General features: G+C 69.4%; 20 protein-coding genes and 1 pseudogene. 13 read left to right on the top strand and 8 right to left on the bottom strand.

The features are described 5' to 3' along the window. Positions 1 to 78: 78 nt before the first annotated feature. Both EER27_RS10415 and EER27_RS10410 read right to left on the bottom strand, forming a co-directional pair. On the bottom strand, positions 79 to 2,040 hold the full coding sequence (locus tag EER27_RS10415) for a S8 family serine peptidase (RefSeq protein WP_223807274.1): 1,962 nt from the start codon (positions 2,038 to 2,040) through the stop codon (positions 79 to 81). Between the two features lie 402 nt (positions 2,041 to 2,442). Then, positions 2,443 to 2,652, bottom strand: a complete 210-nt coding sequence (locus EER27_RS10410; protein ID WP_123088031.1) for a YdcH family protein — start codon at positions 2,650 to 2,652, stop codon at positions 2,443 to 2,445. A 191-nt stretch (positions 2,653 to 2,843) separates the two neighbouring features. On the opposite strand from EER27_RS10410, the gene ttcA reads away from it, so the two are divergent. The 4 genes from ttcA to EER27_RS10390 all read left to right on the top strand — a co-directional run bounded on the left by ttcA (position 2,844) and on the right by EER27_RS10390 (position 6,235). Further along, complete coding sequence (gene ttcA, locus EER27_RS10405; protein WP_223807273.1) at positions 2,844 to 3,779, top strand: tRNA 2-thiocytidine(32) synthetase TtcA; 936 nt, start codon at positions 2,844 to 2,846, stop codon at positions 3,777 to 3,779. 29 nt (positions 3,780 to 3,808) lie between these two features. Then, positions 3,809 to 4,714: a recombination-associated protein RdgC gene (locus tag EER27_RS10400; protein ID WP_123088029.1), complete on the top strand. Its 906-nt coding sequence runs from the start codon at positions 3,809 to 3,811 to the stop codon at positions 4,712 to 4,714. A gap of 88 nt (positions 4,715 to 4,802) precedes the next feature. After that, positions 4,803 to 5,588, top strand: a complete 786-nt coding sequence (locus EER27_RS10395) for a M48 family metallopeptidase (RefSeq protein ID WP_123088028.1) — start codon at positions 4,803 to 4,805, stop codon at positions 5,586 to 5,588. 89 nt (positions 5,589 to 5,677) lie between these two features. Continuing rightward, complete coding sequence (locus EER27_RS10390; protein ID WP_123088027.1) at positions 5,678 to 6,235, top strand: hypothetical protein; 558 nt, start codon at positions 5,678 to 5,680, stop codon at positions 6,233 to 6,235. A gap of 93 nt (positions 6,236 to 6,328) precedes the next feature. On the opposite strand, the gene EER27_RS10385 is transcribed toward EER27_RS10390, so the two are convergent. Together EER27_RS10385 and hemH are read right to left on the bottom strand one after the other, a co-directional pair. Further along, positions 6,329 to 7,195: an alpha/beta fold hydrolase gene (locus EER27_RS10385; protein WP_123088177.1), complete on the bottom strand. Its 867-nt coding sequence runs from the start codon at positions 7,193 to 7,195 to the stop codon at positions 6,329 to 6,331. Between the two features lie 8 nt (positions 7,196 to 7,203). Then, positions 7,204 to 8,232: a ferrochelatase gene (hemH, locus tag EER27_RS10380; protein ID WP_123088026.1), complete on the bottom strand. Its 1,029-nt coding sequence runs from the start codon at positions 8,230 to 8,232 to the stop codon at positions 7,204 to 7,206. Positions 8,233 to 8,453: 221 nt separating this feature from the next. On the opposite strand from hemH, the gene EER27_RS10375 reads away from it, so the two are divergent. The 5 genes and pseudogenes from EER27_RS10375 (at position 8,454) to EER27_RS10355 (ending at position 11,647) form a co-directional block, all read left to right on the top strand. Continuing rightward, positions 8,454 to 9,332 (top strand): lipid-binding SYLF domain-containing protein, encoded by an 879-nt coding sequence (locus EER27_RS10375; RefSeq protein WP_190285751.1) that lies wholly within the window; start codon positions 8,454 to 8,456, stop codon positions 9,330 to 9,332. A 163-nt stretch (positions 9,333 to 9,495) separates the two neighbouring features. Further along, positions 9,496 to 9,741 (top strand): Sec-independent protein translocase subunit TatA, encoded by a 246-nt coding sequence (tatA, locus tag EER27_RS10370; protein ID WP_123088024.1) that lies wholly within the window; start codon positions 9,496 to 9,498, stop codon positions 9,739 to 9,741. 21 nt (positions 9,742 to 9,762) lie between these two features. After that, a pseudogene (gene tatB, locus EER27_RS10365) lies at positions 9,763 to 10,032 on the top strand (Sec-independent protein translocase protein TatB); the annotation flags it as partial. A gap of 95 nt (positions 10,033 to 10,127) precedes the next feature. Next, entirely contained in the window at positions 10,128 to 10,886 is a 759-nt protein-coding gene (tatC, locus tag EER27_RS10360; protein WP_123088022.1) for a twin-arginine translocase subunit TatC, read from the top strand. Beyond that, on the top strand, positions 10,883 to 11,647 hold the full coding sequence (locus tag EER27_RS10355) for an RDD family protein (protein WP_123088021.1): 765 nt from the start codon (positions 10,883 to 10,885) through the stop codon (positions 11,645 to 11,647). The genes tatC and EER27_RS10355 overlap by 4 nt, the downstream gene beginning before the upstream one ends. 108 nt (positions 11,648 to 11,755) lie before the next feature. On the opposite strand, the gene EER27_RS10350 is transcribed toward EER27_RS10355, so the two are convergent. Genes EER27_RS10350 through EER27_RS10340 form a run of 3 tightly spaced genes read right to left on the bottom strand, consistent with a single transcriptional unit; the run spans position 11,756 to position 15,365 of the window. Next, a complete protein-coding gene (locus EER27_RS10350) occupies positions 11,756 to 12,658 on the bottom strand; it encodes a hypothetical protein (protein WP_123088020.1) in 903 nt (300 codons plus the stop codon). 53 nt (positions 12,659 to 12,711) lie between these two features. Then, positions 12,712 to 13,437: a glutamine amidotransferase gene (locus EER27_RS10345; RefSeq protein ID WP_123088019.1), complete on the bottom strand. Its 726-nt coding sequence runs from the start codon at positions 13,435 to 13,437 to the stop codon at positions 12,712 to 12,714. After that, a complete protein-coding gene (locus EER27_RS10340) occupies positions 13,434 to 15,365 on the bottom strand; it encodes a GspE/PulE family protein (RefSeq protein ID WP_123088018.1) in 1,932 nt (643 codons plus the stop codon). Before EER27_RS10340 ends, EER27_RS10345 begins: the two co-directional genes overlap by 4 nt. 76 nt (positions 15,366 to 15,441) lie before the next feature. Between EER27_RS10340 and glyQ the strand changes: the two genes are divergently transcribed. The 4 genes from glyQ (at position 15,442) to EER27_RS10320 (ending at position 21,155) form a co-directional block, all read left to right on the top strand. Continuing rightward, complete coding sequence (gene glyQ, locus EER27_RS10335) at positions 15,442 to 16,365, top strand: glycine--tRNA ligase subunit alpha (RefSeq protein WP_123088176.1); 924 nt, start codon at positions 15,442 to 15,444, stop codon at positions 16,363 to 16,365. A 186-nt stretch (positions 16,366 to 16,551) separates the two neighbouring features. Then, positions 16,552 to 18,651: a glycine--tRNA ligase subunit beta gene (gene glyS / locus EER27_RS10330; RefSeq protein ID WP_123088017.1), complete on the top strand. Its 2,100-nt coding sequence runs from the start codon at positions 16,552 to 16,554 to the stop codon at positions 18,649 to 18,651. 61 nt (positions 18,652 to 18,712) lie between these two features. Then, a complete protein-coding gene (locus EER27_RS10325) occupies positions 18,713 to 19,150 on the top strand; it encodes a hypothetical protein (RefSeq protein ID WP_123088016.1) in 438 nt (145 codons plus the stop codon). Positions 19,151 to 19,478: 328 nt separating this feature from the next. Beyond that, positions 19,479 to 21,155, top strand: coding sequence for a tetratricopeptide repeat-containing sulfotransferase family protein (locus EER27_RS10320; RefSeq protein WP_123088015.1), 1,677 nt, complete (start codon positions 19,479 to 19,481; stop codon positions 21,153 to 21,155). Positions 21,156 to 21,302: 147 nt separating this feature from the next. Here the strand turns inward: EER27_RS10320 and EER27_RS10315 are convergent, their stop codons facing one another. After that, on the bottom strand, positions 21,303 to 24,011 hold the full coding sequence (locus EER27_RS10315; protein ID WP_190285750.1) for a TonB-dependent receptor plug domain-containing protein: 2,709 nt from the start codon (positions 24,009 to 24,011) through the stop codon (positions 21,303 to 21,305). Positions 24,012 to 24,136: the final 125 nt, after the last annotated feature.

The following is a 24,136-nucleotide window of genomic DNA, read 5'->3' as shown; positions in this document are numbered from 1 at the left end:
GCCTGCTGGAGTGGCGAGGCCGCGCGACGGCGCGGCGCTCGCCTCGTGGCGCATCCCTGCGCCCCTGCGACGTCCGTATCAGAACTGCAGACTCCAGCTGTCGATCTTGCCGGTGTCCTGGGCGGCGTTGTCGGTGACCACCAGCCGCCACGTCCCGTTTGCCAGTTCGGACGACGCGTCGACGGTGTAGGTCTTGATCAGGTCGTCCTGCCCCCCCAGCTCGCGGTTGTGCAGCATGTAGGTGGTGCCGTCGGGCGCCTGCAACCGCACGATCAGGTCACCGACGAACGTGTGGCGGATCACCACGTTGACCTTGAGCGTGGCCGGGGCGCTGCCGCTGCGGGCCACCGGAATCGTGCTGATCGCCGCGGACAGATCGTTGATCAGGAAATCGGTCGCGTTGGAGAAGAACGCCGGTTCATAGCGGAACAACAGGCTGGCGCCGCTGTAGGCGGTGTTTCCCCGCACGTCGACGTACCAGTAGCCCTGCGCCGGCGTGGCAAACAGGCAGGTCTCGGTCGACCCGGCAGGCAGTGCCGGACGGCAATGGAACGCGGTCGGACTGGGCAACTTGTTGAAGCGCACGTACTCGTCGGGGTTGCCGATGCCGCCGCTGAGCCGCACGGTCAGGTTGCGTGCGTGGAGCGGTGCATAGATGCGATAGCGACGCACCGATCCGGCCGCGCCCGACAGACCCGTCAACAGGGTGTTGTTGGCGACTGCGATCGGCATGCCGTTCTTCGCCAGGGAGACCGCGTCGTCGGCGGTGAGCATGCCGGCGCCGCAACCCACGCAGCTGGCGATGAACGGACGCGCGCTCAACTTCAGCATCTCCTCGATCTCGCTCGGCGTACGGCTCACCGGCGATGCCGAACGCATCATCGCGACCACGCCGGCAACGTGCGGGGTCGCCATCGAGGTGCCGTTGTAGTTTGCGTAGCTCTCAGCCGCAGGCACGGTGGTGCCGGTATTGAGCGTCGACGCGATGCCCACGCCCGGCGCGGCCAGGTCGACCAACGCGCCGAAGTTCGAGAACGAGGCCCGCGCGCCGGTGCTGCCGATTGCCCCGACCGCGACCACGCCAACGCAGTTGGCGGGCGTGAAGTTCACGACGTCGCTGGCATCGTTGCCGGCCGCGATGACCACCGTGGCGCCGCGCGAACGGGCCGAGTTGATCGCCGCCTGCATCACCGCCGGACAGGCACCTCCACCGCCGAGGCTGAGGTTGAGGACTTTGGCCGGCGTGGCATTGGCCGGAACCCCCGCCACGGTGCCGCCCGACGCCCAGATCACCGCGTCGGAGATGTCGGAGAAGGTGCCGCCGCAGCGACCGAGCACACGCACTGGCTGCACCTTGCCGCGGAACGCGATGCCCGACACGCCCAGCGCGTTGTGGGTGCGCGCGGCGACCGTGCCGGAGACGTGGGTGCCATGCCAGCTCGAATTGCGCACCTGGCAGTCGGCGGCGACGGTGTTCCAGTCGCCCTGGTCGATCGAGATGCCGTCGCGGCCGTTGCCGTCGCGGGCATTGGCGGCGTTGCTGATGAAGTCGTAACCCGCCACCAGGTTGGAGTTGAGATCGGAGTGCGACGTGCGGCCGGTATCGATCACCGCGACGACCTCGTTCAGGCCGTTGGTCGAACTGACATCCCAGGCCGTGGCCGCGCGGATGCCGGCACTGCCGTTGAGGCCCCACATGCTGGGCCACGCCGGGTCATTGGGCACGAAAGTAGGTTGCAACATGCGGTCGATCTCGGCGTACTCGACGCTGGGATCCGAGCGCATCGCGCGCAGCAATGCGGCGGTCTCGGCGGTGCTGAGCTTGCGGCCCACGTTGATGACGTCGGCACCGACGGCCAGGCGACGCAAGGAGCGCGCCGACAGCGCCGGCGTCGACCCCTGTGCGGAGGCCTGGACCAGGCCGGCGCGCGTCACCATGGCCGAAATGCGGTTGTCCAGCATGCGTGCGTCGCGGGCCTCGGCACTGCCCGCACGGAACTTGACGATGAACTGGTCGAAATGCCCGACGGGCGATGCCATGGCTGCGTCCATCGCGGCCTTGGTTGGCGGCGCGGCAACGGCTTGGGTTGAGAACAGCCCCAGTGTGAGGGCCAGGCCGCCGATTGCGGCGGTGAGCAGGGTTCGGGAGGGAAGTCCGCACGTGGCGGTCAGGTGCATTGAGGTTTGGCTACCGGGAAACAGTGTCGCGTCCATGGCCTTGCATCCTTGTCCGGACAATCCGGACCTACGCGGACAAGGCAAACGACGCAACGGCACGGAATAGGTCAACGAATCTCGCACCGCCCCACCCGGGGGCGAATCGACCCGGGAGCCCGTGAGGTGGCGTTTCGCCGGCGGCACCGGCACACGAAATCTGGACGCGCACCCGGCCGCGGCGCGTGGTCGCCACGATGCCCGCGGCCGTGCCGGGGCGCGGACGGATCAGGCCGGTTCGTCGGGGATCAGGGCGCTCTCGAGGCGCGCGATGCAGTCCTTGAGCAGCAACTTGCGCTTCTTGAGCCGCTTGAGCGCCAGGTCGTCGGGATCGCGAAGCACCGGGAAACGTGCGATCGCGGCATCCAGGTCGCGGTGTTCGACCCGCAACTCGGCCAGGCGTCGTGCAATCAGGATGGGATCGGCGCTTTCGATCATCGCCACGAGCTTACCGCGCGGCGAACGCACGCGACACCGTCGCATGGCGCACCGCCACCGGGCAGCGGTCGTCGCGGGCACGGGTGGCGCATCGCGCGCGCATTCAGGAACCCCGCCGGCCCCGGCCGTGCTCCGCCCGCGTGCCGCGGTCGCGGGTCGAACCGCGTCGCTCCCGTAGAATGGCCGGTCTGATGAGCACCCCTCTGCCCCCGTTGCCCCACGTCTCCAGCGCGCGCGCCGAAGCGCTGCCGCTTGCCGAGCCCGCGCCGCGCGTGCGCCTCCCCAGCCATGGCAGCGGCGTCGATGGCGAAAAACTCGCCAGCCGGCTGCGCCACCAGGTCGGACAGGCGATCGCGGATTTCGGCATGATCGAAGACGGCGACAAGGTGATGGTGTGCCTGTCCGGCGGCAAGGACAGCTACACGATGCTCGACGTGCTGCTGCAGTTGCAGAAGAAGGCGCCGGTGAAGTTCGAGCTGGTTGCCGTGAACCTCGACCAGAAGCAACCCGACTTTCCCGAACACGTGCTGCCGCAGTACCTGCAATCCATTGGCGTGCCGTTCCACATCCTCGAGCAGGACACCTACTCGGTGGTCACGCGGGTGGTGCCGGAAGGCAAGACGATGTGCTCGCTGTGTTCGCGGCTGCGCCGTGGCGCCCTGTACTCGTATGCGGTCGCCGAGGGCTTCACCAAGATCGCGCTGGGCCACCACCGCGACGACCTGGTCGCGACGTTCTTCCTCAACCTGTTCTTCCACGCCAAGCTCAGCGGCATGCCACCCAAGCTGCTCAGCGACGACGGCCGCCACGTGGTGATCCGTCCGCTGGCCTACGTCCGCGAGGACGACATCAGCCAGTACGCGGCGATCAAGCAGTTCCCGATCATCCCGTGCAACCTGTGCGGCTCGCAGGAGAACCTGCAGCGCAAGCAGGTCAAGCGGATGATGGACGCGTGGGAACGCGAGACGCCGGGGCGCCTGGAAATCATCGCCCGGGCGCTGGGCGACATCCGTCCGTCACAGCTCAGCGATCCAAAACTGTTCGACTTCCTCGGCCTGGATGCACTGCGCGGCGACGCCGCCGCAGCCGCGCTGGCCACGCCCGCCAGCGACCACGACCTCGCCTGAGCCCATTTCGCTCCATTGCAGGATTCTCGATGTTCTTTCGCAACCTGACGTTGTTCCGCTTTCCGCCCACCACCAAGTTCGACGATCTCGATACCGGCCTGACCGAATGCCAGCTCAAGCCGGTCGGCCCGCTGGAGCTGTCCAGTCGCGGTTTCATCTCCCCCTGGGGGCGCGACGCGGAACTGCTGTGCAACCGCAAGGGCGACGCGCTGTGGCTGACCGTCGGCGGCGAAGACCGCCTGCTGCCGGGCGCGGTGGTCAACGACATGCTGCAGAAGAAGCTCGACGAGATCGAGCAGAAGGAAGGCCGCAAGCCCGGCGGTCGCACCCGCAAACGGCTCAAGGACGACCTGATCACCGAGCTGTTGCCGCGCGCGTTCGTCAAGCCCAGCCGTACCGACGCGATCATCGATCTCGGCCACGGGATCCTGGTGGTGGACAGCAGCAGCCGAAAGAGCGCCGAGAACGTCGCCAGCGAGATCCGCCGCGCGCTGGGCAGCTTCCCGGCGCTGCCGCTCAACGCCGAAATCGCGCCGCGTTCGGTGATGACCGGCTGGCTGGCGGGCGAACCGCTGCCGGAAGGCCTCGCCATCGGCGACGAGTGCGAGCTGCGCGACCCGATGGAGCAGGGCGCGGTGGTCAAGTGCCAGCGCATGGAGCTGCAGGGCGACGAGATCAACAAGCACCTGGAGTCCGGCAAGCAGGTCACGCGCCTGGCACTGACGCTGGACGACCACGTCAGCTTCGTGCTCGGCGAGGACCTGATCATCCGCAAGTTCAAGCTGCTCGACGGCGCCGTGGACGAGCTGGAAAACACCGAGCGCGATGACCTGCGCGCCGAACTCGATGCCCGTTTCGTGCTGATGGCCGGCGAGGTCAAGCGTCTGTTCACCGTGCTCGAAGGCGCCCTGAAGCTCAGCAAGGTCGAAGGCTGACGGCGCGCGTCTTCGCGGCGGCCCTGCCGGCAGCGCATCTGCCGGCAGCGGGCTTGCCGCGAGCTGGGCTGCTTAGAATGGTCCGGGCATGAATCCGTTCCGCCTGCTGTCACCCAAGCCGCCAGCGATCGAGCGCGATGCGTTCGCGTTGCAGCTGGCCGACGGGCGCACCATCGAGGTGCAACGCGTGCGCGACCCGCGCGCCAGGCGCATCCGTCTGTCGGTCGACGAGCGCGGCGCGCGCCTGACCCTGCCGCGCCGCGCCAGCCTGGTCGCGGGCGAACGCTTCGTCGACGAGCACCGCGACTGGCTGGCGCAGCAGCTCGACCGGCATGCCGTCGAGGCCATGCCGGCCCTGGTGCGCGACCAGACCGACCGGTTGCCTTTGCGCGGGGCGACCCTGCCGCTGCGCTGGGCCGAAGGCCGCTACACGCGGCTGCAGTTCGACGACGACAGCGAGGGCGGATTGCAGCTGTCGCTGCCTGCGCGTGCCGGCCACACCGCGATCGCCTCCGCGCTGCGCGACTTCTACGAGGCTCAGGCGCGTGCCGATGTCGGCCGCTGGCTGCCCCGGTACCTGCCGGAACTGCCGCGCGCCCCGTCGCGGCTGCGCTTCAAGGTCATGAGCTCGCTGTGGGGCTCGCTGGCGCCCGACGGCGCCATGACCCTGGACCTGGCGCTGGTGCTGGCGCGACCGTCGGCGTTCGAGTACGTGCTGGTGCACGAGTTGTGTCACCTGCTGCACGCCGACCACTCCCGCGCGTTCTGGCGCGAGGTTGAAGCACGCTGTCCGCACTGGCGCGAAGAGCGCGACTGGTTCCGAGCAGAGGGCCGTCGCCTCAAGGCGACGCTGCGCGCATTGCTCTCACCATAAGGTGACCTTCCCCGGGCGGGACACGCGTTCTATTGGGCACGCCGGCAAACGCCCGGCACCAGGCCGGCCAACGCCGGATCGGATCGACCATGCACACCACCGACCAGGTGCGATTGTGCGTAATCGCAGCGATGTCGGCTGCGGTCCTGATCGTTGGCGGTGGCTGCCGCCGGGTCGACGAGGCCATCAGCCGCGACCTGGCCAAGGTGGTCGTCGACACCTCCCACGAACGCATCGACAACACCGGCGACCGGATCAGCTTCGGCAAACCCCGGGAACCGGGCGTCATCGTCGCCCAGCCGAACATCCAGCAGACCAGTGCCATCGCCGGCGACATCTACCTGCCCGTCCAGCCCGGCCCGAGGAACGTCACGCACCGCGACGGCGCGCAGTTCGTCCGGCTGCGCGCGGTGGGCGCGGCGTGGCGGATGCGCGAGGAGGCGCGCGCCACCATGCGCAGCAACGGCTGGACGCCGGTGATCGCGTTCCAGCAGGGCGCGGACGTCTACGTACTGGCCTACGCCAAACCCGGTCGCAGCGCGGTGCTGACCCTGGCCGGGGGCACTGGCAATACGGTCGAGGTGCGCATGCGCCTGTGGACGGCCCACCCCCTGGCGGTGCCGGGGATGATGGTCGCAGGGCGCTAGCGGGACCGGTTCGGGGTGCGCCTGGCATTGCCGCGCCCGGCCGGCGTGCGGCGAGCCGTGGCGTTTACTCAGGACCGGTCGCGGGCACCCCGCTCAGTCGCTCGGGAATCCGTCGCTCAGGAACGTGCCGATTGCCGCCGCCACCGCGACCGGGTCTTCCATGTGCAGGTGGTGGCTGCCGTCCAGCACCACCAGTTCGGCCTGCGCGATTTGGGCCACGCGCTCGCTGCGCAACGGCTCCGGGAAATACGACTGTGCCGGTGTGGCATAGACCACCCGCACCGGGCACTGGATGCCGCGCAGCAGGTCGCGCACCTGGCCCTCGCTCATGCGCACCAGGGTCGGCGTGGTCAGGCGCGGATCGCTGCGCCAGCTGAACCCGCGGCTGTCGTTCTCGCCACGCACCGGTGCGATGCCGCGCTCGACCAGCAGGCGCGCGACCGGCTCGGACAGACCGTTGGCCTGCATGCGCGCACGCACCGCAGTGGCGATGTCGTCGAACACCCGCAGCTGCTTGCTGCCGATGGCCGCCTGCGCTGCGAAACCCGTGCGCAGGCGCTCGGCGCTGCGTTCCTCGGCTTCGACCAATGCGCCCAGCGCCTCGATCGCGCACAGGCGCTCGATGCGGTGCGGGCACGCCGCGGCCATCACGCTGGCAATCGAGGCGCCCAGCGAATGGCCCAGCACGTCGAACCGCTCCCAACCCAGCGCGTCGGCCACCTCGAAGCAGGCGCGCGCCGCGGAGACCATCGTGAACTCGGCCGCGTGCGGCAGGTGGGCGCTGGCCCCGTGGCCGGGCAGGTCCACGGCAACCAGCTCGACGCCTTCCAGCAGCGGCTGCAGCGGGACGAAGCTGGCCGCGTTGTCCAGCCAGCCGTGCAGCGCGAGCACCCGGCGGCCGCTGCCGCCGCGCAGGCCGGCCATTCGGCCGAAACCGGTATCGACGACGAAGTCGCGCATCGGCGCGCTCACGGCCAGCGCTCCAGGGCGCGGGTGGCAATCGCCGCCAACGCCCGGGCGTGCGGCACGCCGTCATTGAGGCAGGGGATGTAGCGCAGCCTGCCGCCGTGCCGGGCGAAGTCCTCGGCCAGCATCATCGCAACCTCCTCCAGGGTTTCCAGGCAGTCCACCGCGAAGCCCGGCGCGACCACGTCGACCTCGCGCACGCCGCGGGCGGCCAGCGCGGACAGCGTGGCCGATGTCGATGGCTCCAGCCACTTCTCGCGGCCAAACCGCGACTGGTAGGCCAGTGTCCAGGCATCGTCGGCCAGGCCCAGTGCGGCGGCGATCGCGCGCGCGCCGGCCTCGCACTGCTGTGGGTAGGGGTCGCCCTGGTCGGCGAAGCGCTGCGGCAGGCCATGGAACGAGAACAGCAGGTGGCGCGCCGAGGGTGCGGCATCGCCCGCTCGCCCGGTCCGGATCGAATCGGCAACCGCGCCCACCCAGCCGGCATCGAGGTGGTAGTCCTCGACCATGCGGGTGGACAGGCCACGGCCGCGCGCCAGTACATCGCCGACCGAGGCGGTGGTCGACGTGGAGTACTGCGGGTACAGCGGAAGCACGAGCGCACGCGCCATGCCCTGCTCGCGCAGGCCGTCGAGCACCTTGGCCAGCGATGGATTGCCGTAGCGCATCGCCTCGACCACGCGCAGGCCCGGCAGTTGCCCCTGCACCGCGCGCGCCAACCGCCGCGTGTACACGGCCAACGGCGAGCCGCCGTCCTCGCCTTCGATCCAGATGCTGGCGTACTTGCGGGCCACCTTCGGGCTGCGCAAAGGCAGGATCCCGAAGTGCAGCAACGGGCACCACAGCCAGCGCGTCAGCGACACCACGCGGCGATCGTGCAGGAATTCGCCCAGGTAGCGGCGCACCGCCGGCGCGGTGGGCGCATCCGGGGTTCCCAGGTTGACGAGTACCAGCGCGGTGTCGCTGGCGATGACCGGCGCGGCGGGGGTGCTGGTGGGAGTGCTGGTGACGGTGCTGGCGTTGGCTTGCATGCCGATAGGATGACGCCCGCGCGCCGTACGGGCCAGCACCCCTCGATTGCGGTGAAGGCACGGGCGGTCTGCAAACGCCGGGGCGGGACTCCCGCGGTTACGAGTGGATTCATTGCACGATCACTAGCCTCGGGCTCGCCGGCCTCGGCCAGAATGCCCGCCGAACCGATCGCCACCGCTGCGGTCGAACCCCCGTTGCCTTGCAGGAGTCCCCACGCATGATCCTCCGCACTTCGCGCCTGTCCGTGCTGCTGCTCGCCCTGAGCGCGTCCGCCATCGCCACCGCCGGCCCCGTCGAGGACGAACGTGCGCGCAACGCGGTGCGCGTGCTGGCTGACATCCAGCGCATCCCCGAATCCGCGATTCCCGACCGCCTGCTCGACGAAGCGCGCGCCGTGGTGGTGGTGCCCGACACGCTCAAGGTCGGCCTGGTGCTCGGCGGCCGCCGCGGGCACGGCCTGGTCTCGGTCAAGAACCCCGACGGCACGTGGTCGAACCCGAGCTTCGTCAAGCTGACCGGCGGCAGCATCGGCTTCCAGGCCGGCGTGCAATCGGCCGACGTGGTGCTGGTGTTCCGCAGCGACCGCGGCCTGGATTCAATCGTCAACGGCAAGATCACGCTCGGCGCCGACGCCGGCGTCGCCGCCGGCCCGGTCGGCCGCAATGCCGCCACGGCCACCGACGGCCAGCTCAAGGCGGAGATCTGGTCGTGGTCGCGCGCGCGCGGACTGTTCGCCGGCGTCGCCCTCGATGGCGCGGTGCTGTCGATCGATGACGCCGCCAATGAGGCGGTGTATGGCCAGGACACCACGCCGCGGATGATCTTCGAAGGCCGCGCCGCCGGCGCGCCGTCGGAGTCGGTGGTCGACTTCCGCGACAGTCTCGAGGAAGCCAGCGCTGCCGCCCGCAACGCGCGCTCGGGTGGCAACGCGCGGACGCCGGTTGCTGCGACACCTGCCGCCGCGAGCCCGCCGCCGGCAAGCCCGTCCGAAGCGAGCACGGCGCCGCTCGGGACCCCGGCTGCCACGGATCCGGCCCCGGCGCCGTTCGAGACGGTCGAAAACCCGGTCAACGCCGAACCGCTGCCGCCCACGCCGTAAGGCGCGCCGCGTCCACGCGTCCACGCGCCCGCCCGGGCGCCCCGCGCCGCCCGGGTCGCGCCATCGCCAACGGGTCTGGTGGCGATGGCGTGCCGTGACCGCCGCAACGGCGGCGACACGGGCGCTGCGGTATCCTGACCACCCCTTACCAACGAGCGTCCCCATGGGCGGTTTGAGTATTTGGCACTGGCTGATCGTGCTGGTCGTGGTGGTGCTGGTGTTCGGCACCAAGCGCCTGGGCAGCGTCGGCAAGGATCTGGGCGAAGCGGTCAAGGGCTTCAAGAAGGGCATCCAGGACGACGACACCAAGCCGCCGGCGCGCCTGTCCGACGAAACCCGCGACGCCAACGCCGCGCCCCAGGACCAGCGCAGCACCACGCCGCGCGACGACGAACGCACGCCGCGCTGATCCGGCGGCACGCGGCGCGCCATGTTCGACATCGGCTTTTCCGAGCTGTTCGTGGTCGCGCTCGTCGCACTGGTCGTGCTCGGCCCCGAACGACTGCCCAAGGCCGCGCGCTTCGCGGGCCTGTGGGTGAGGCGCGCGCGGGCGCAGTGGTACTCGGTCAAGGCCGAACTCGAGAACGAACTCGCCGCCGACGAACTCAAGCGCAGCCTGCAGGCCACCCAGGCTGAGCTGCGCGAGGCGCGCGACAGCCTGCAGCGGCAAGGCCAGGCGTTGCGCGACAGCGTCGAGGGCGACGGCAGCGACTCGGGCCACGGCGCTGACGCCACGCCCGCTGGCGGCAACGAGCCGCCGCAACCCGCCGCCGACGCCAACGACAACCCGCCGCGATGAACAGCGTCGATCCCTCACCCGAAGATGCTACCGAGCCGCGTCTGCTCGACCACCTGCTGGAGTTGCGTGCGCGGCTGATGCGCGGCCTGGCCGGCCTGCTGATCGTGTTCGTTGCGCTGCTGCCGTTTGCCGGCCGCCTGTACGGACGACTGGCCGCGCCGCTGCTGGCGCAATTGCCGGCCGGCACCCAGCTGGTCGCGCGCGAGGTCACCTCCTCGTTCTCCGCGCCGGTCAAGATGGTGTTCCTGGTGGCCCTGCTGACCACCATGCCGTGGTTGCTCTACCAGGCGTGGGCGTTCGTCGCGCCGGGTCTGTACCAGCGCGAGAAGCGCCTGGCGTTGCCGTTGCTGGCGTCGGCGCTGGCGCTGTTCTACATCGGCTGCGCGTTTGCGTTCTTCCTGGTGCTGCCGGCGGTGTTCGACTTCCTGATCCGCTTCACGCCGGGCATCGTCGCGGTGACGCCGGACCCGAGCAGCTATCTGGATTTCGTCGCGGTGCTGTTCGTGGCGTTCGGCCTGAGTTTCGAACTTCCCGTTGCGCTGGTGATCCTGGTGCTGCTGGGCTGGGTGACGCCCGCCCAGTTGCGCGAGTCGCGCGGCTACGCCGTGGTGGGCATCTTCATCGTCGCGGCGGTGATCACGCCACCCGACGTGGTCTCGCAGCTGATGCTCGCCGTGCCGATGTGCCTGCTGTACGAGGTGGGCATCCTCGCCGCGCGCTGGCTTGCGCCGCGACCCGACCTTCCGGCCGCATGAGCCGAACCGCCACCCCGCCCGTGGTCGATCGGGCGCCGATCAACCGCGCGGCCGTCGACGGCACCCGCGATGCCGGCGTCGCCGCCAGCTTCTGGCTGCGCAGCGCCGCCTGGTCGGTGGACGCGACCCTGATCGGCGTCGCCACGGCGCTGCTCACGGCGCGCTCGTGGTTGCCCGGCCTCGCGCGTCTGGACGCGGCCGTCGAGCGCATCGGCGAAGCGCTGCCGCAGACCCTGCAGGCCGCCGTCGAACAGGCCTCCGGCGTTTCCGATCTGCTGCCGCTGCTGCTGGGCGACCCGCTGCTGGCCCAGGCCACCTCGGCAATGAGCAGCGCGATCTGGCAGCTGCTGCTGCCGCCGATCCTGATGTTCACGGTGCTTGGCGCGCTGTACCACGTCGGCTTCGAGTGCTCGCACCGACGGGCCAGCCCGGGCAAGCGTCTGCTGGGCCTGTGGGTGGAAAGCCGCGGCGGCCGGCGCCTGCGGCCCGTGCAGTCGCTGCTGCGCTTCGGCGCGGGTGCGCTGTCGTGGCTGACGCTCAACGCCGGCCACGCCATGGCCGCGATGCCGCCGCAGCACCTCGCGTTGCACGACCTGCTGGCCGGGACGCGGGTGCGCACCCGGCCGGGCAACCGGCTGCCGTTGTGGGCCATGGTCTGGCTGACCGCGTTCATGGCGCTGCAGGCCGTGGTGGTGCTGAAGTGGTCGTTCGCGGTCGCCGCCCGCTGGCAGCTCGCCCTGGAGTCGGCGCTGATCGGCTGACCCGGGCGCGCGGCGCGACTCGGCGCAACGCTCGACCTCAGCCGCGGCTGCGTTGCCAGCCATCGCCCGCACGCCGCCTCACGACGGGCCGCGCGGTGCGGCAGTTCCTCAAGCCTCGACGTGGAGGGTGTTGCCCGGTGGCGGCGCGGCGTCATTGCCCTGGAACGTGCCGCGCCACGCCATCAGGGTCGCGCCCACCAGCACCATCAACACCACCGCACCGTAGAAGAACGACAGCGCGCCGCTCAGCAAGGTGCCCAACACCGCGCCACCCACCGCGAGCAACAGCGCGTTGACGGCCGTTACCAGCAGCGCCGAGACAAACAACGCGGCCATGAACAGCAACCCCAGCAACAGGTAGGCCGGCGCATTGACCAGCGCCGCGCGCAGGGCGGTGCGCAGCGCCGCGCCCAGGCCGGCGTCACCGAACATCAGCAGCGGCACGCACAGCAGCATCAACGCGGTGCCGAAGTAGTTGAACAGCACCTGGAACAGCAGCATCAGGCCCGGATGGTCGGGCTCGCCACCCGCCACGACGCGCCCTTCGAGTGCCGCCCGCATCGCCTCGACGTAGAAGTCGCTGCCGGCCAGCGCCACCAGCACCAGCCCGCCGAGCACGGTCAACACCACCTGCACGCCGCCCAGCCCCGCCAGGGCGCCGGCCTTGCGAAGGCGGAACGGCGCGTACAGATCGATCGGCCGCACCGGGCGACCGGCCTCGGCTTCGGCGATGACGTGCATCAGCCCGCCCAGCAGCACCGGGAACGCCAGCAGGAGGATCGCCAGGACCGGCACGGCCGCGATCATCAGCTGCTGTTTGTCCGGTTCGCCACCGGCTCCGGCGCCCAGGAACATGGCCGCCACGACCGCCGTCGCCAGCATCAGCAGGTACAACGTCGCCACGAACAGCAACGCCGCGCCGAACACCGCGCGCGGGTTGCGGGCACCCACGTTGACCGCCTGCACGAACCAGCGCGCACCGTGGCTCGCCGGTACCTTGTGAATCTGCATGTTGCTGTTTCCTGGGAATGTCCGACGCCGGCGTCGCCGGCGCGGAGCCGCGCTCAGCGCGGCAGGTGACGCACGTGGTGCACGAAGCGGCGCAGCACGCGACGTGCCTGCGGCGTGGCGCCGACGTTGCGCAGTATCGCCTTGGCGTCGTGCCCTTCACGTGACAACGCGACCTGGCGCGCACGCACGTAGCCGCGCATGTGCGTGGCGCTGAACTCGGGATGGAACTGCACGCCCCACGCGCTTTCGCCCCAGCGGAACGCGTGGCAGGCGTCGTGCGAGGACGCGGCCAGAACGGTGGCGCCGTCGGGCGCGCGCAGCACGGTCTGCAGGTGGGTCGCCTGCGCGTGGAAGCGGTCGGGCAGCGGCCCGAACAGCGGGTCGTGGCGCGCCTGCGGGTGCAGGTCGAGCTCGACCGTGCCCATTTCGCGACCGCCCGGGTGGTTGCCCACCTCGCCGCCGAGCGCGTGCGCCAGCAGCTGGTGGCCGTAGCAGATGCCGAACACCGGCATGCCGGCGTGCGCGGCGTCGCGCAACCAGCCGGCACTGCGTTCGCTCCAGTCCTCGCGGTCGCTGACCATCGCGCCCGAGCCGGTCACGATCGTGCCGGCGAAGCCTTCGCGCGACGGCAGCGATTCGCCGGCCTGCACGTTGACCACGACGGCGTCGTCGCGCTCCAGTCCGGCGGCGACGCGGATCCAGTGGGGGAAACCGCCATGGCGGCTCATCGAGGCAACCGGCTGACCGGTCTCGAGGATCAGAAAGGGATTCAGGTTCATTCCAACGGTGGCAGCACGGAGACGACTTCGGCAATTGTAGTCAATCCCAGCGCGACCTTTTCGGCCGCCGCCTCGCGCAGGCCGCGCACGCCCTGGGCACGTGCGACACGGGCGAAGGCGTCCAGGTCCATGTCGGCACGGATCAGCGCGCGCAGCGACGGGGTCAGTGGCAGCAGTTCGTACAGACCGACGCGACCGAGGTAGCCGGTGCGACGGCATTCCAGGCAACCCGGCGCGACGTGCAGCGCGGCGCCTTGCGGCCCCGTCGCGCCCGCGCCGAGCAGCGGCTGCCAGTCGCCCTCGTCTTCCACTTCGGTCAGCTTGGCCGGGCGCTTGCAGTGCGGGCACAGCGTGCGCACCAGGCGTTGCGCCAGCACGCCGTTCAGCGTCGAGGCGATCAGGTAATGCGGCACGCCCAGATCGAGCAGGCGGGTGATCGCCGACGCCGCGTCGTTGGTGTGCAGGGTCGACAGCACCAGGTGGCCTGTGAGTGCGGCCTGCACCGCCATCTGCGCGGTTTCCAGGTCGCGGATCTCGCCGATCATGATGATGTCCGGGTCCTGCCGCAGCAGGGTCCGCACGCCGCTGGCGAAATCCAGGTCGATCGCCGGCTGCACCTGGGTCTGGTTGAACTCCGGCGCGATCAGCTCGATCGGGTCTTCGACGCTGCAGACGTTGACGTCGGGCGTCGCCAGCCGCTTCAGGGTGGAATACAGGGTGGTGGTCTTGCCCGAACCGGTCGGGCCGGTGACCAGCACGATACCGTGCGGCCGCTCGACCAGCGACGTCCAGCCGGCGGCCTCGTCCGCGCTGAAACCCAGCTCCTCGATCGGCTTGAGGGCGACGTCCGGATCGAAGATACGCATCACGCACTTCTCGCCGAATGCGGTCGGCATTGTCGACAGACGCATCTCGACCTCGCGCCCGCCCGGCGAGCGGGTCTTGATGCGACCGTCCTGCGGGCGGCGACGCTCGCCCAGGTCCATGCGCCCGAGCACCTTGATCCGGCTGACCGCGGCGGTCATCACCGGCGGCGGCATCTCGAACACCTTGTGCAACACGCCGTCGATGCGGAAGCGGATGCGTCCGGCATCGCGTCGCGGTTCGAGGTGGATGTCGGACGCCCGCTGCTCGTAGGCGTACTGCAGCAGCCAGTCGACGATGTGGACGACGTGGTGGTCGTCGGCGCCCAGCTCGCCCACCCGGCCCAGCTCGACCAGCTGCTCGAAGCTCGGCAGCCCGGTGCCCTGCTCGCGGCCATCACGCGCGTGCCGCAGCGAGCGGGTGACCTCGTAGAACTCCATCGTGTAGCGGTGCAGGTCGAGCGGGTTGACCACCGCGACCTCGATCTCGCGCCGGCTCAGGTGCACCAGGTCGGGCAGCCAGGCCAGGTCGGTCGGCTCGCTGGTCGCGATGAGCAGGCGTGCGCTGCTCACCGCCAGGGGCAGGATGCGGTGGCGGCGTGCGTACGCGTGGGAAACGATCGACGTCGCCGCGGCCACGTCGACGCGGGTCGGGTCGATGCGCAGGTAACGGTGGTCGGTGCGCTGCGCCAGCCACTCGGTCAACCGCTCCAGGCCGAGCTGGGTACCGACCGGCTGGCTGGCGGCCAGCTTGAGGTTGGCCACCAGCACCAGCGGGTGCACGTCGCTGGAGGCGCGCGAACCCTGCGCGGCAAACTGCGCCCGCTCGGTGTCGGCCGGCGCAACCAGACCATCGGAAAGCAGCGCCGCGACGACCTGTTCGAAGCCCAGCCGCCCGCCGGACAGGCGGGCGCGGGTGGCCGACGGAGCTGCCGGGGCCACTGCGGGCGCGTGCGCGGGCGCGCGATCGGGCGACGCGTCGGGCGTGCCGGCGGGCGCGCTGCCGACAGCGCTCGCGACCCCGATCACAGGACCTTCTGGCACGACGTCGCGGGGTTCTTGCATCACGGGGTGCCTCGGTGCGCGCGGGATCCCGCCTGGCGCTGGCATACTACCGCGCCCTGTGTACGGCTCTTCCGGCATGCCCGATTCCCGGCCCACCGCACCGACCTTCCAGGAACTGATCCAGCGCCTGAACGCCTTCTGGGCGGATCAGGGCTGCGTGCTGATCCAGCCGCTCGACCTCGAGGTCGGCGCCGGCACCTTCCACCCGGCGACGTTCCTGCGTGCGCTCGGCCCCGAGCCGTGGAACGCCGCCTACGTGCAGCCCTGCCGCCGACCCACCGACGGCCGCTACGGCGAGAACCCCAACCGCCTGCAGCGCTACTACCAGTACCAGGTGGCGATGAAGCCCAGCCCCGACAACATCGTCGAGCTGTACTTCGACTCGCTCAAGGCGCTCGGCGTGGACCCGCTGGTGCACGATCTGCGGCTGGTCGAGGACAACTGGGAGTCGCCGACGCTCGGCGCATGGGGCCTGGGTTGGGAGGTCTGGCTCAACGGCATGGAAGTCACCCAGTTCACCTACTTCCAGCAGGCCGGCGGCATCGAGTGCAAGCCGGTACTGGGCGAGATCACCTACGGTCTCGAACGCCTGTGCATGTACCTGCAGAACGTCGACAACGTGTTCGACCTGGTGTGGACCTACGGCCCGGACGGCACGCCGGTGACCTACCGCGACGTCTACCACCAGAACGAAGTCGAGCAGAGCACCTACAACTTCGAGCACGCCAACGTCGACGTGCTGTTCCGGCGCTTCGAGGAATGCGAAGTCGAAGCCGCCCGGCTTACCGAGCTGGGTCTGCCGCTGCCGGCCTACGAGCAGGTCTGCAAGGCCAGCCATTGCTTCAACCTGCTCGACGCGCGCCGCGCGATCTCAGTGACCGAACGCCAGCGCTACATCCTGCGCGTGCGCACGATCGCCCAGGGCGTCGCCCGCGCCTACTTCGCCCAGCGCGAGAAGCTCGGCTTCCCGGGCCTGAAGCAGGCACCGCAGGCCGCGTGAGGCCATGATCCACACGCCCTCCCCGGTGGGGAGGGCGCGCGGCAGGGTTCGGCACCGTGTCGCGCATCACACCCGCGACGCGTCGCCAGGCCCGACGATCGACACCCGACCCGCACCACTGCGCCGCACCCCATCCGCCCTACGGGCACCTTCTCGGACGAGAAGAAAAGTCAGAGACACCAGGCAATGACCGACATGAAGCCGCTGCTGATCGAACTGGGTACCGAGGAATTGCCGGTCAAGGCGCTGCACGGCCTAGCCCAGGCGTTCTTCGACGGCGTGCTCGCCGGCCTCGACAAGCGCGGCATCGCGGTCGAGCGCGGCGACGCGCGCCCGCTGTACACGCCGCGCCGCCTCGCGGTGCTGCTGCCGGGCGTGGCCAGCGAGCAACCCGAACAGCACTCGGAAGTGCTCGGGCCGTACCTCAACATCGCCCTCGATGCCGACGGCAATCCGACCAAGGCGCTGCAGGGTTTCGCCGCCAAGGCCGGCGTTGAGTGGACGGCGCTCGACAAGACCAGCGACGCCAAGGGCGAACGCTTCGTGCACCGGGCCAGCCGCGCCGGCGCGCAGACCAAGGCACTGTTGGGCGATGTCATCGCCGAGGCGATCGCCGCGATGCCGATCCCCAAGCCGATGCGCTGGGGCGCGCACGAGTACGGCTTCGCGCGGCCGGTGCACTGGCTGGTGGTGCTGCTGGGCGGTGACGTGATCGAGGCCGAGGTGCTGGGCGTGCGTGGCGACCGCATGAGCCGCGGCCATCGCTTCATGTACGACAAGCCGGTGTGGATCGGCGCGCCCGGCGACTACAACGAAGCCCTGCGCGCGGCCTGCGTGCTGGTCGACCCCGAAGAGCGCCGCGCACGCATCGTCGCCGAAGTCGAAGCGGCCGCGGACGCGTGCGGAGGCACCGCGCGCATCGACGCCGGCATCCTGGAGGAGGTCAACGGCCTCACCGAGTGGCCCAAGGCGATTGCGTGCGGCTTCGAACGCACGTTCCTGGCGGTGCCGCAGGAAGCGCTGATCGCCACGATGGAAGCGAACCAGAAGTTCTTCCCGGTGCTCGACGCCGAAGGCAAGCTCAGCGAACGCTTCATCGGCGTTGCCAACATCGAATCCAAAAACGAATCCGAAGTCCGCAAGGGCTACGAGCGCGTGATCCGCCCGCGCTTCGCCGATGCCAAGTTCTTCTTCGTCGAGGACATGAAGCAGGGTCTGGTGTCGATGGACGCCGGCCTGGCCACGGTGACCTACCAGGCCAAGCTGGGCAGCGTCGCCGACAAGGTGACGCGCGTGGCCGCGCTGGCCGAATCGATCGCCGCCCAGGTCGGCGTGGAACCGTCCCTCGCCCGCCGCGCGGCCGCGCTGTCCAAGGCCGACCTCCAGTCGCGCCTGGTCAATGAGTTCCCTGAGCTGCAGGGCGTCGCCGGCCGCTACTACGCGATGGCCGACGAATCGCTGGCCGCGCTGCCGTACGAGCAACGCACCCAACTCGCCGCCGCGCTGGACGAGGCCTACATGCCGCGGTTCGCCGGCGACGCGATCGCGCCCAGCACGCTTGGCCAGGTGCTTGCGATCTCCGAGCGCCTGGACACCCTGGCCGGCGGTTTCGCCGCCGGCCTCAAGCCAACCGGCAACAAGGACCCGTTCGCCCTGCGTCGCAATGCGCTGGGCCTGGCGCGTACGCTGCTCGAAGGCGGCCACGACCTGCTGCTGCACGAACTGGTCGAGCGCGCCGTCTCGTTGCAACCGGTCAAGCACGACGAACTGGGCAGCTACGACATCAGCCAGTTCGTCTACGACCGCCTGCGCGGCTACTACGCCGACCGCGGCGTCACCGCCGCGCAGTTCGATGCCGCCGAGAACGTCGCCCACGATTCGCTGCCCGACCTCGACGCACGCCTGACCGCGATCGCCGAGTTCGCCAAGCTCCCCGAAGCCGCCGCTTTGGCCGCAGCCAACAAGCGCAGTCGCAACATCCTCAAGAAGGTCGAAGGCGTGGTGCCCAGCGCCATCGACCCGGCGTTGTTCAGTGAAGACGCCGAACACGCGCTCGCCGCAGCCGTCGATTCGGCCGTGGCCGACACCGACCCGCTGCTCGAACGTCGCGACTACGTCGCCGTGCTGGCGCGCCTGGCGGCGCTGCGTCCGCAGGTCGACGCGTTCTTCGTCGACGTGATGGTCAACAGCGACGACCTGGCCGTGCGCAACAACCGCCTGGCGTTGCTCAAGCGCCTCAGCGACCGCCTGGGCAGCGTCGCGGCCATCGAACACCTCTCGATCTGATCCGCGGCGGTTGCCGCCGGCACGGCGGCAACCGTTCGTTCTACCTGACCAGGCCGAGTTCATGAAGCCGTTGTCGCTGCTCGCCCTTGTCCTGGTGTCCGTAGCAACCGCGACGACGACGCGGGCCGCCGGGCCGACGCCCTGGTCGGAGATCACCACCAACCGCGCCGCGGCAAGCAAACCCGACGAGGTCGATGTGCGCGTGGTGGCGATCGACGGTGACATGACGTTCCGGCAACGCATGAGCTACAAACTCACTCCCGGCTGGCACATGCTGCACATCGCCACCACCCGACGCGATCGCCGCGGCGATGCCACCCAACAGCCGTTGATGTTGATGGCCAAGCCCTGCGTGCAGTACGACCTGGTTGCCAGCCACGAGAACGCACTGGGCAATCGGCGCTGGCAGGTCACGGTCAAGTCGGAGTCCCCGATTGCCAGCTGCGTGCCGCCAGCCAGCGAACCTGACGCCGGCAACACTCAGGAAATCACGCCCTAGCCGGCTGGGCCGCAACGAGTTGCACCGGAAGCCGCGCGTAGCGACCCGCCCCTGCACTTTTCGCGACAGGATCCGAAGCCGTCGTTCGCACCGGCGCAGCAACTGCGGCTGATCGCGTCGTGGCGCGCGGGACCGAATGGCTCGCCGAACCGGTTCACAGCGCCTCGCGATCGAGCACGTGTTGGTGCCGTCGCAGCTCAGACCTTGTCCACCTCGGCCGGGATCTCGGTTGCCGCGGGCGGCAGTTCGGCAATCATCGGGCGTCCGCTGACCAACGACGGCGCCCACCGGTGGATCGAACGTACCCGGCCGCGGTTATCCTCGGCCCATGCGCCCGCCCACCGACCGATTCGCTGCGACCGCCCGACCGGGCGATGCGCTGGCGTCGTGGCAGCGCGCGCAGCAGGCGCTTGCGCAACGCGATCTCGGTCGCGCCCGCGCCGAGCTGCAGGCCACCCTGGCGGCCGATCCGACGCAGGTGCAGCCGCGGGTGCTGCTGGCCGGGGTGATGCTGGCCGGCAACGAGTTGCGCTCGGCTTGCGCACAACTGCTGCAGGCCGCGCGCCGGTTGCCCCGCGACGCGGCAACGGTGTGCCGGGTTGCGCAGGCGCTGATGCGGGTTGGCGAGACCACCGCGGTTCGCGACTGCCTCGCGCATCCGGCGATCGCCCATTGCCAGGACGGCGCGACGCTGGCGTCGCTGGCCCATCTGCACCAGCTGCTCGGCCAGCACCGGGAGTCGCTGGCGCTGATGGACCGCGCCCGCGCGGGCGGCTACGACAACGCCGACTTCCGCTACTTCCGTGCCATCCAGTTGCAGTTCAACGGCCGCCTCGATGAAGCCGCCGCGGAGCTGGAGGCCTGCCTGCAGCTTGGCCCGAGCTACGGCCGGGCATGGTTGACGCTGGCGCGGCTACGCCGGCAGTCGCGCGAGCACAACCACATCGATGCCATCCGCGCACAGCGTTCGCGCGCCGCCGGCGACGAAGACCGGGCGGCGTGCGAGTTCGCGCTCTACAAGGAGCACGAAGACCTGGGCGAGCTGGACGATGCCTGGCAGGCGCTGCAACGCGCGAACGCGCTGATGCACGCCCGGCTCCGTCACGACCCGGTTGCCGAAGCGAGGCTGTACAACGGTCTGGCCGCGCGCTGCGATGCCGACCTGCTGGCATCGCATCGCGAGCCGGAGCCGGCGGCCGACGAGGGGCCGCAGCCGATCTTCATCATCGGCCTGCCGCGCTCGGGCACCACCGTGCTCGACAGAATCCTGGGCAACCATCCCGACGTCGTGTCCGCCGGCGAGCTGGGCGATTTCGGCCACCAGCTGCGGTGGAGCGTCGACCTGCCCGGACGCAGCCTGGCCGATGCCGCGATGCTCGAACGATTGCCGTCGTTGGATCTGGACACGCTGGGCCGACGCTATCTGACGCAGAGCCGTTGGCGCGCGGGCGGGTGCACGCGTTACGTCGACAAACTGCCGGCCAACTTCGTCCTGGCCGGCCTGATCGCACCCGCCCTGCCGCGCGCACGGCTGCTGCACCTGGTGCGCGCGCCGATGGACGTGTGCTTCTCCAACTACCGCGCGCTGTTTGGCGACGCGTACGCCTACAGCTACGACCTCGCCACGCTGGCCTCGCACCACCGCAACTACCGACAGTTGATGGCGCACTGGCACACGGTCGCGCCCGGCAGAATCCTCGACGTCGACTACCAGCAACTGGTCGCCGAACCCGAACGCGTCGGCGCGCAGGTGCTCGCGTTCTGCGGCCTGCCGGCGGCGGAAGGCATCAGCGACCTGGCCAGCAACACCGCGCCGGTGGCGACGCTGAGCGCCGCGCAGGTGCGCGAACCGATCCATTCGCGCGGCGTCGGCGAATGGCGACGCTACGAAGCGCAGCTGCAGGGCCTGCGCGAGTTGCTCGGCGACGACGTCGTGGGCAACGGCGCGATGGCCACGGGCAGCGACAACGACAGCGACGACGCGTCCCCCGCCGCCAAGGCGTGATTGCCCGGCGTGGTTGTCCCCGTTGTCCCGGCGTGCTTGTCCCGCGTGATTGCCGGATTGCCCGCGTTATTGCCCGGCTGCGGATATCGGAAGGCCGGCGAATGCCGGCCTTCCGTGTGTCGCCATCCAGTGGGCGACGCGCGATGCCTACTGGTTGCCGCCGAGCTTCCAGTTGACCTCGACCAGGAACGAGCGGCCGAACGCGTTGTAGTTGAAGCCGTTGTAGTACGGGTAGCTGGTCCAGCTGCGATCGTGCGGCGGGTCTTCGTTGAGCAGGTTGTTGACCGTGAACGACAGCGACACGTCGTCGTTGAAGCGGTAGTCGACACTGCCATTGAAGGTCACGTGTGCATCGACCTTCTCAGCGCCGGCCGCCGTGTAGCCGGCGGTGGTCAGCTGCGCGGCGAAGTTCGGGGTCCGCCCGTAGCGTGCGCCGTACAGCGTGGTCGTCCATCCACCCTTTTCCCAGGTCACGGAAAGGCTGCCGATGTTCGGGAATTCCGACGAGAAGAAGGGTTCGTTGAGCAGATCCAGGACCGGGTCGTCGGGGTACTGCTGGCTCTCGTGATCAAGGGTGACGTTGTACGACGAGGACAGCGAGAACCGCCCCCAACGCTCCGTTTCCCACCGATAGTTCAGCTTGGCGGTAATGCCCGACACTTCTTCCTTGGAGACGTTGATGGGATTGGTCAGGACGGTGTTGACCTGGTTGGGCACCGGCGCATTTGGTCCGCTGCGACCGATGCGTGCCAGGGCATCGACGCAGGTTGGCGAACCCGGGTCGAGCTGGCCGAGCCGGCACGCCGCTTCCAGCTGCATCAGCGAGTCCAGGCTCAGGTCGTTGACCTTGTTGTCGATGTCGACGCGGTAGTAGTCCACGCTGACGTCGAAGTTGGCGTTCGGTGCCCACACCACGCCGCCACCCCAGGAGGTCGCCGTGATCGATTCCAGATCGGGCGCGCCGCGCCGGGTGCCGAACACGCCTTCGCCGCTGAACGTGCAGTCGTCGATCGGCGTGGTGGGTTCTTCGGTCGCGCAGCGATAGTAGTCGGTGACCGAGGTGAAGAACCCGCTGTCGCCGGCGAAGACATAGGCCATGTCGGGTGCCTTGAACGCGGTGGCGTAGTTGCCGCGCACCAGCAGGCTCTCGACCGGACGGAACTCCAACCCGACTTTGTAGGTGAAGTCCGAATCGGAGTTAACGCCCTTGTTGTGGTACTGGTCGTAACGGCCGGAGACGTTCGCCGTCAGCATGCTGAACACCGGCAGCCGGAACTCGATGGCGAGGGCCTCGTTGGTGCGCTTTCCGGCGCCCTGGGTGCCAGTGAGACCCCAGAACAGGCCGTTGACCACGCGCTGGTCGGTCGGGTTTTCCCAGGACTGCTCGCCCGCCTGCAGGACGGCGGCGAAGCCGACCGGACCGCCGGGCAGGTTGAACAGGTTGGTGTTGGTCAGCTGGAAGTTGAGGTTGTGGGTCCAGGTACTGGAGTCGCTGCGGATCTCGCTGTTGAAGCTGCGGTACTGCTCCGGTGTCAGCGCCTGGTAGAACGCGTCGACGTCCGGCGCGTAGACCGGGTAGCCGTAGTACTCGCCCAGTTGCGGGCCCAGGAACTGTTCGCGGAAGAAGTTCTCGACCTCAGCCTTCAACGGCCACAGCTGCCGGTTCTTGATGTCGTACGCCGCACGCGCGTAGTACGCGTCGTAGTCCCAGCTGGACTCGCCGAAGGTGCCCCGGAAGCCGGCCGCCAGGTTGTACGAGTCGCTGGTGTTGCGCTCGTTGTTGACGTCGATGCCGCCGATTTCCTCGGGCGCGAAGATGTGCTGGAAGGTTTCGAAGTCGCCGCTGGTCTGGTTGAAGATGATCTGTCCGGTATCCACACCAGCCGCCCAGAACCGTGAGCCGCTGTTGGACTCCATCTTGTTGTGGTTGGCCAACAAGGTGGCGTAGAAGTCGTTGCTGTCGCCCATCGGGACCGTGAGGTTGACGTAGCCGCTGAGCGAGCGCTCGTCGTTCATGATCGAGGTGTAGCCGGGCTCGGCGCGGCTGCCGCAGTAGAAGCCACGATTGGGCCGGAAGTCGCGGATGGTGCTGCCGTTGAACAGGTTGCCGAGCCCGTCGCAGGTCGCCTGGCCGGGGTCGTGGTAGATGGCCTGGGTGGCGCTGAGTCGAAGGAACGTGCGCGAGCCATACTGCAGCGCCGAGTTCGGATTGTCGTTGGTGGAATCGAAGTCGTTGCGCTGGAACCCGAAGATTGGATCCTGCCGGCTGGCCTGCACGCCGTACGTCAAATCGCCCGAACCCACCGACTGGCCTCCGGTCAGCTGGTAACGGATGCTCTCGCCGCCGCCTTCGTCGTAGCTGCCGAAGCGGAAGTTGAGGTTGGTTCCGTCGATGCGCTTTTTCAGGATGATGTTGACCACGCCGGCGATCGCGCTCGAACCGTAGATGGCCGACTGGTTGCCCGGTGCGATGTCGATGCGTTCGACCATCGCGGTGGGCACGCTGGAGAGATCGACGAAGTTGCTCTGGCCGTTGTACAGCAGCGGGTAGTCGGCCATTGGCCGGCCGTCGATCAGCACCAGGGTGAACCCGGGATCGAGCCCCAGCAGGCTGATCGGCTCGGCACCGGGCGTGAAGCCGCCGGAAAACTGGCTGTCCTGCACCGAACCGGTGGCCAGTGGCTGTGCGCGCAGGACGTCGTAGACGTCCTTGAAGCCTTGTCGCTTGATGTCCTCGGCAGTGATGGAGATGACCGGCGTGGCGATCTCCAGCTCGGTTTGCGGAATCAGCGAACCGGTCACGATGACGCGGTCGAGTTCCTGTGCGTCGCTTTCCTGGCCTGTGTCCTGGGCCAACGCTGCCCCGAACGGGCCAACCAGGATTGCGCAGATGGCCGCACTCAAGATCTTCTTATTCACGCCCCGACTCCCCGAAAGTTTTGATGGCCTGTTTCCGCGCCGGAGCGCGAACGAACGAGCAG

Origin of the sequence: Montanilutibacter psychrotolerans (assembly GCF_003719825.1) — a bacterium.
Classification (GTDB): domain Bacteria; phylum Pseudomonadota; class Gammaproteobacteria; order Xanthomonadales; family Xanthomonadaceae; genus Montanilutibacter; species Montanilutibacter psychrotolerans.
This window is presented reverse-complemented; position numbering and strand designations above follow the sequence as displayed.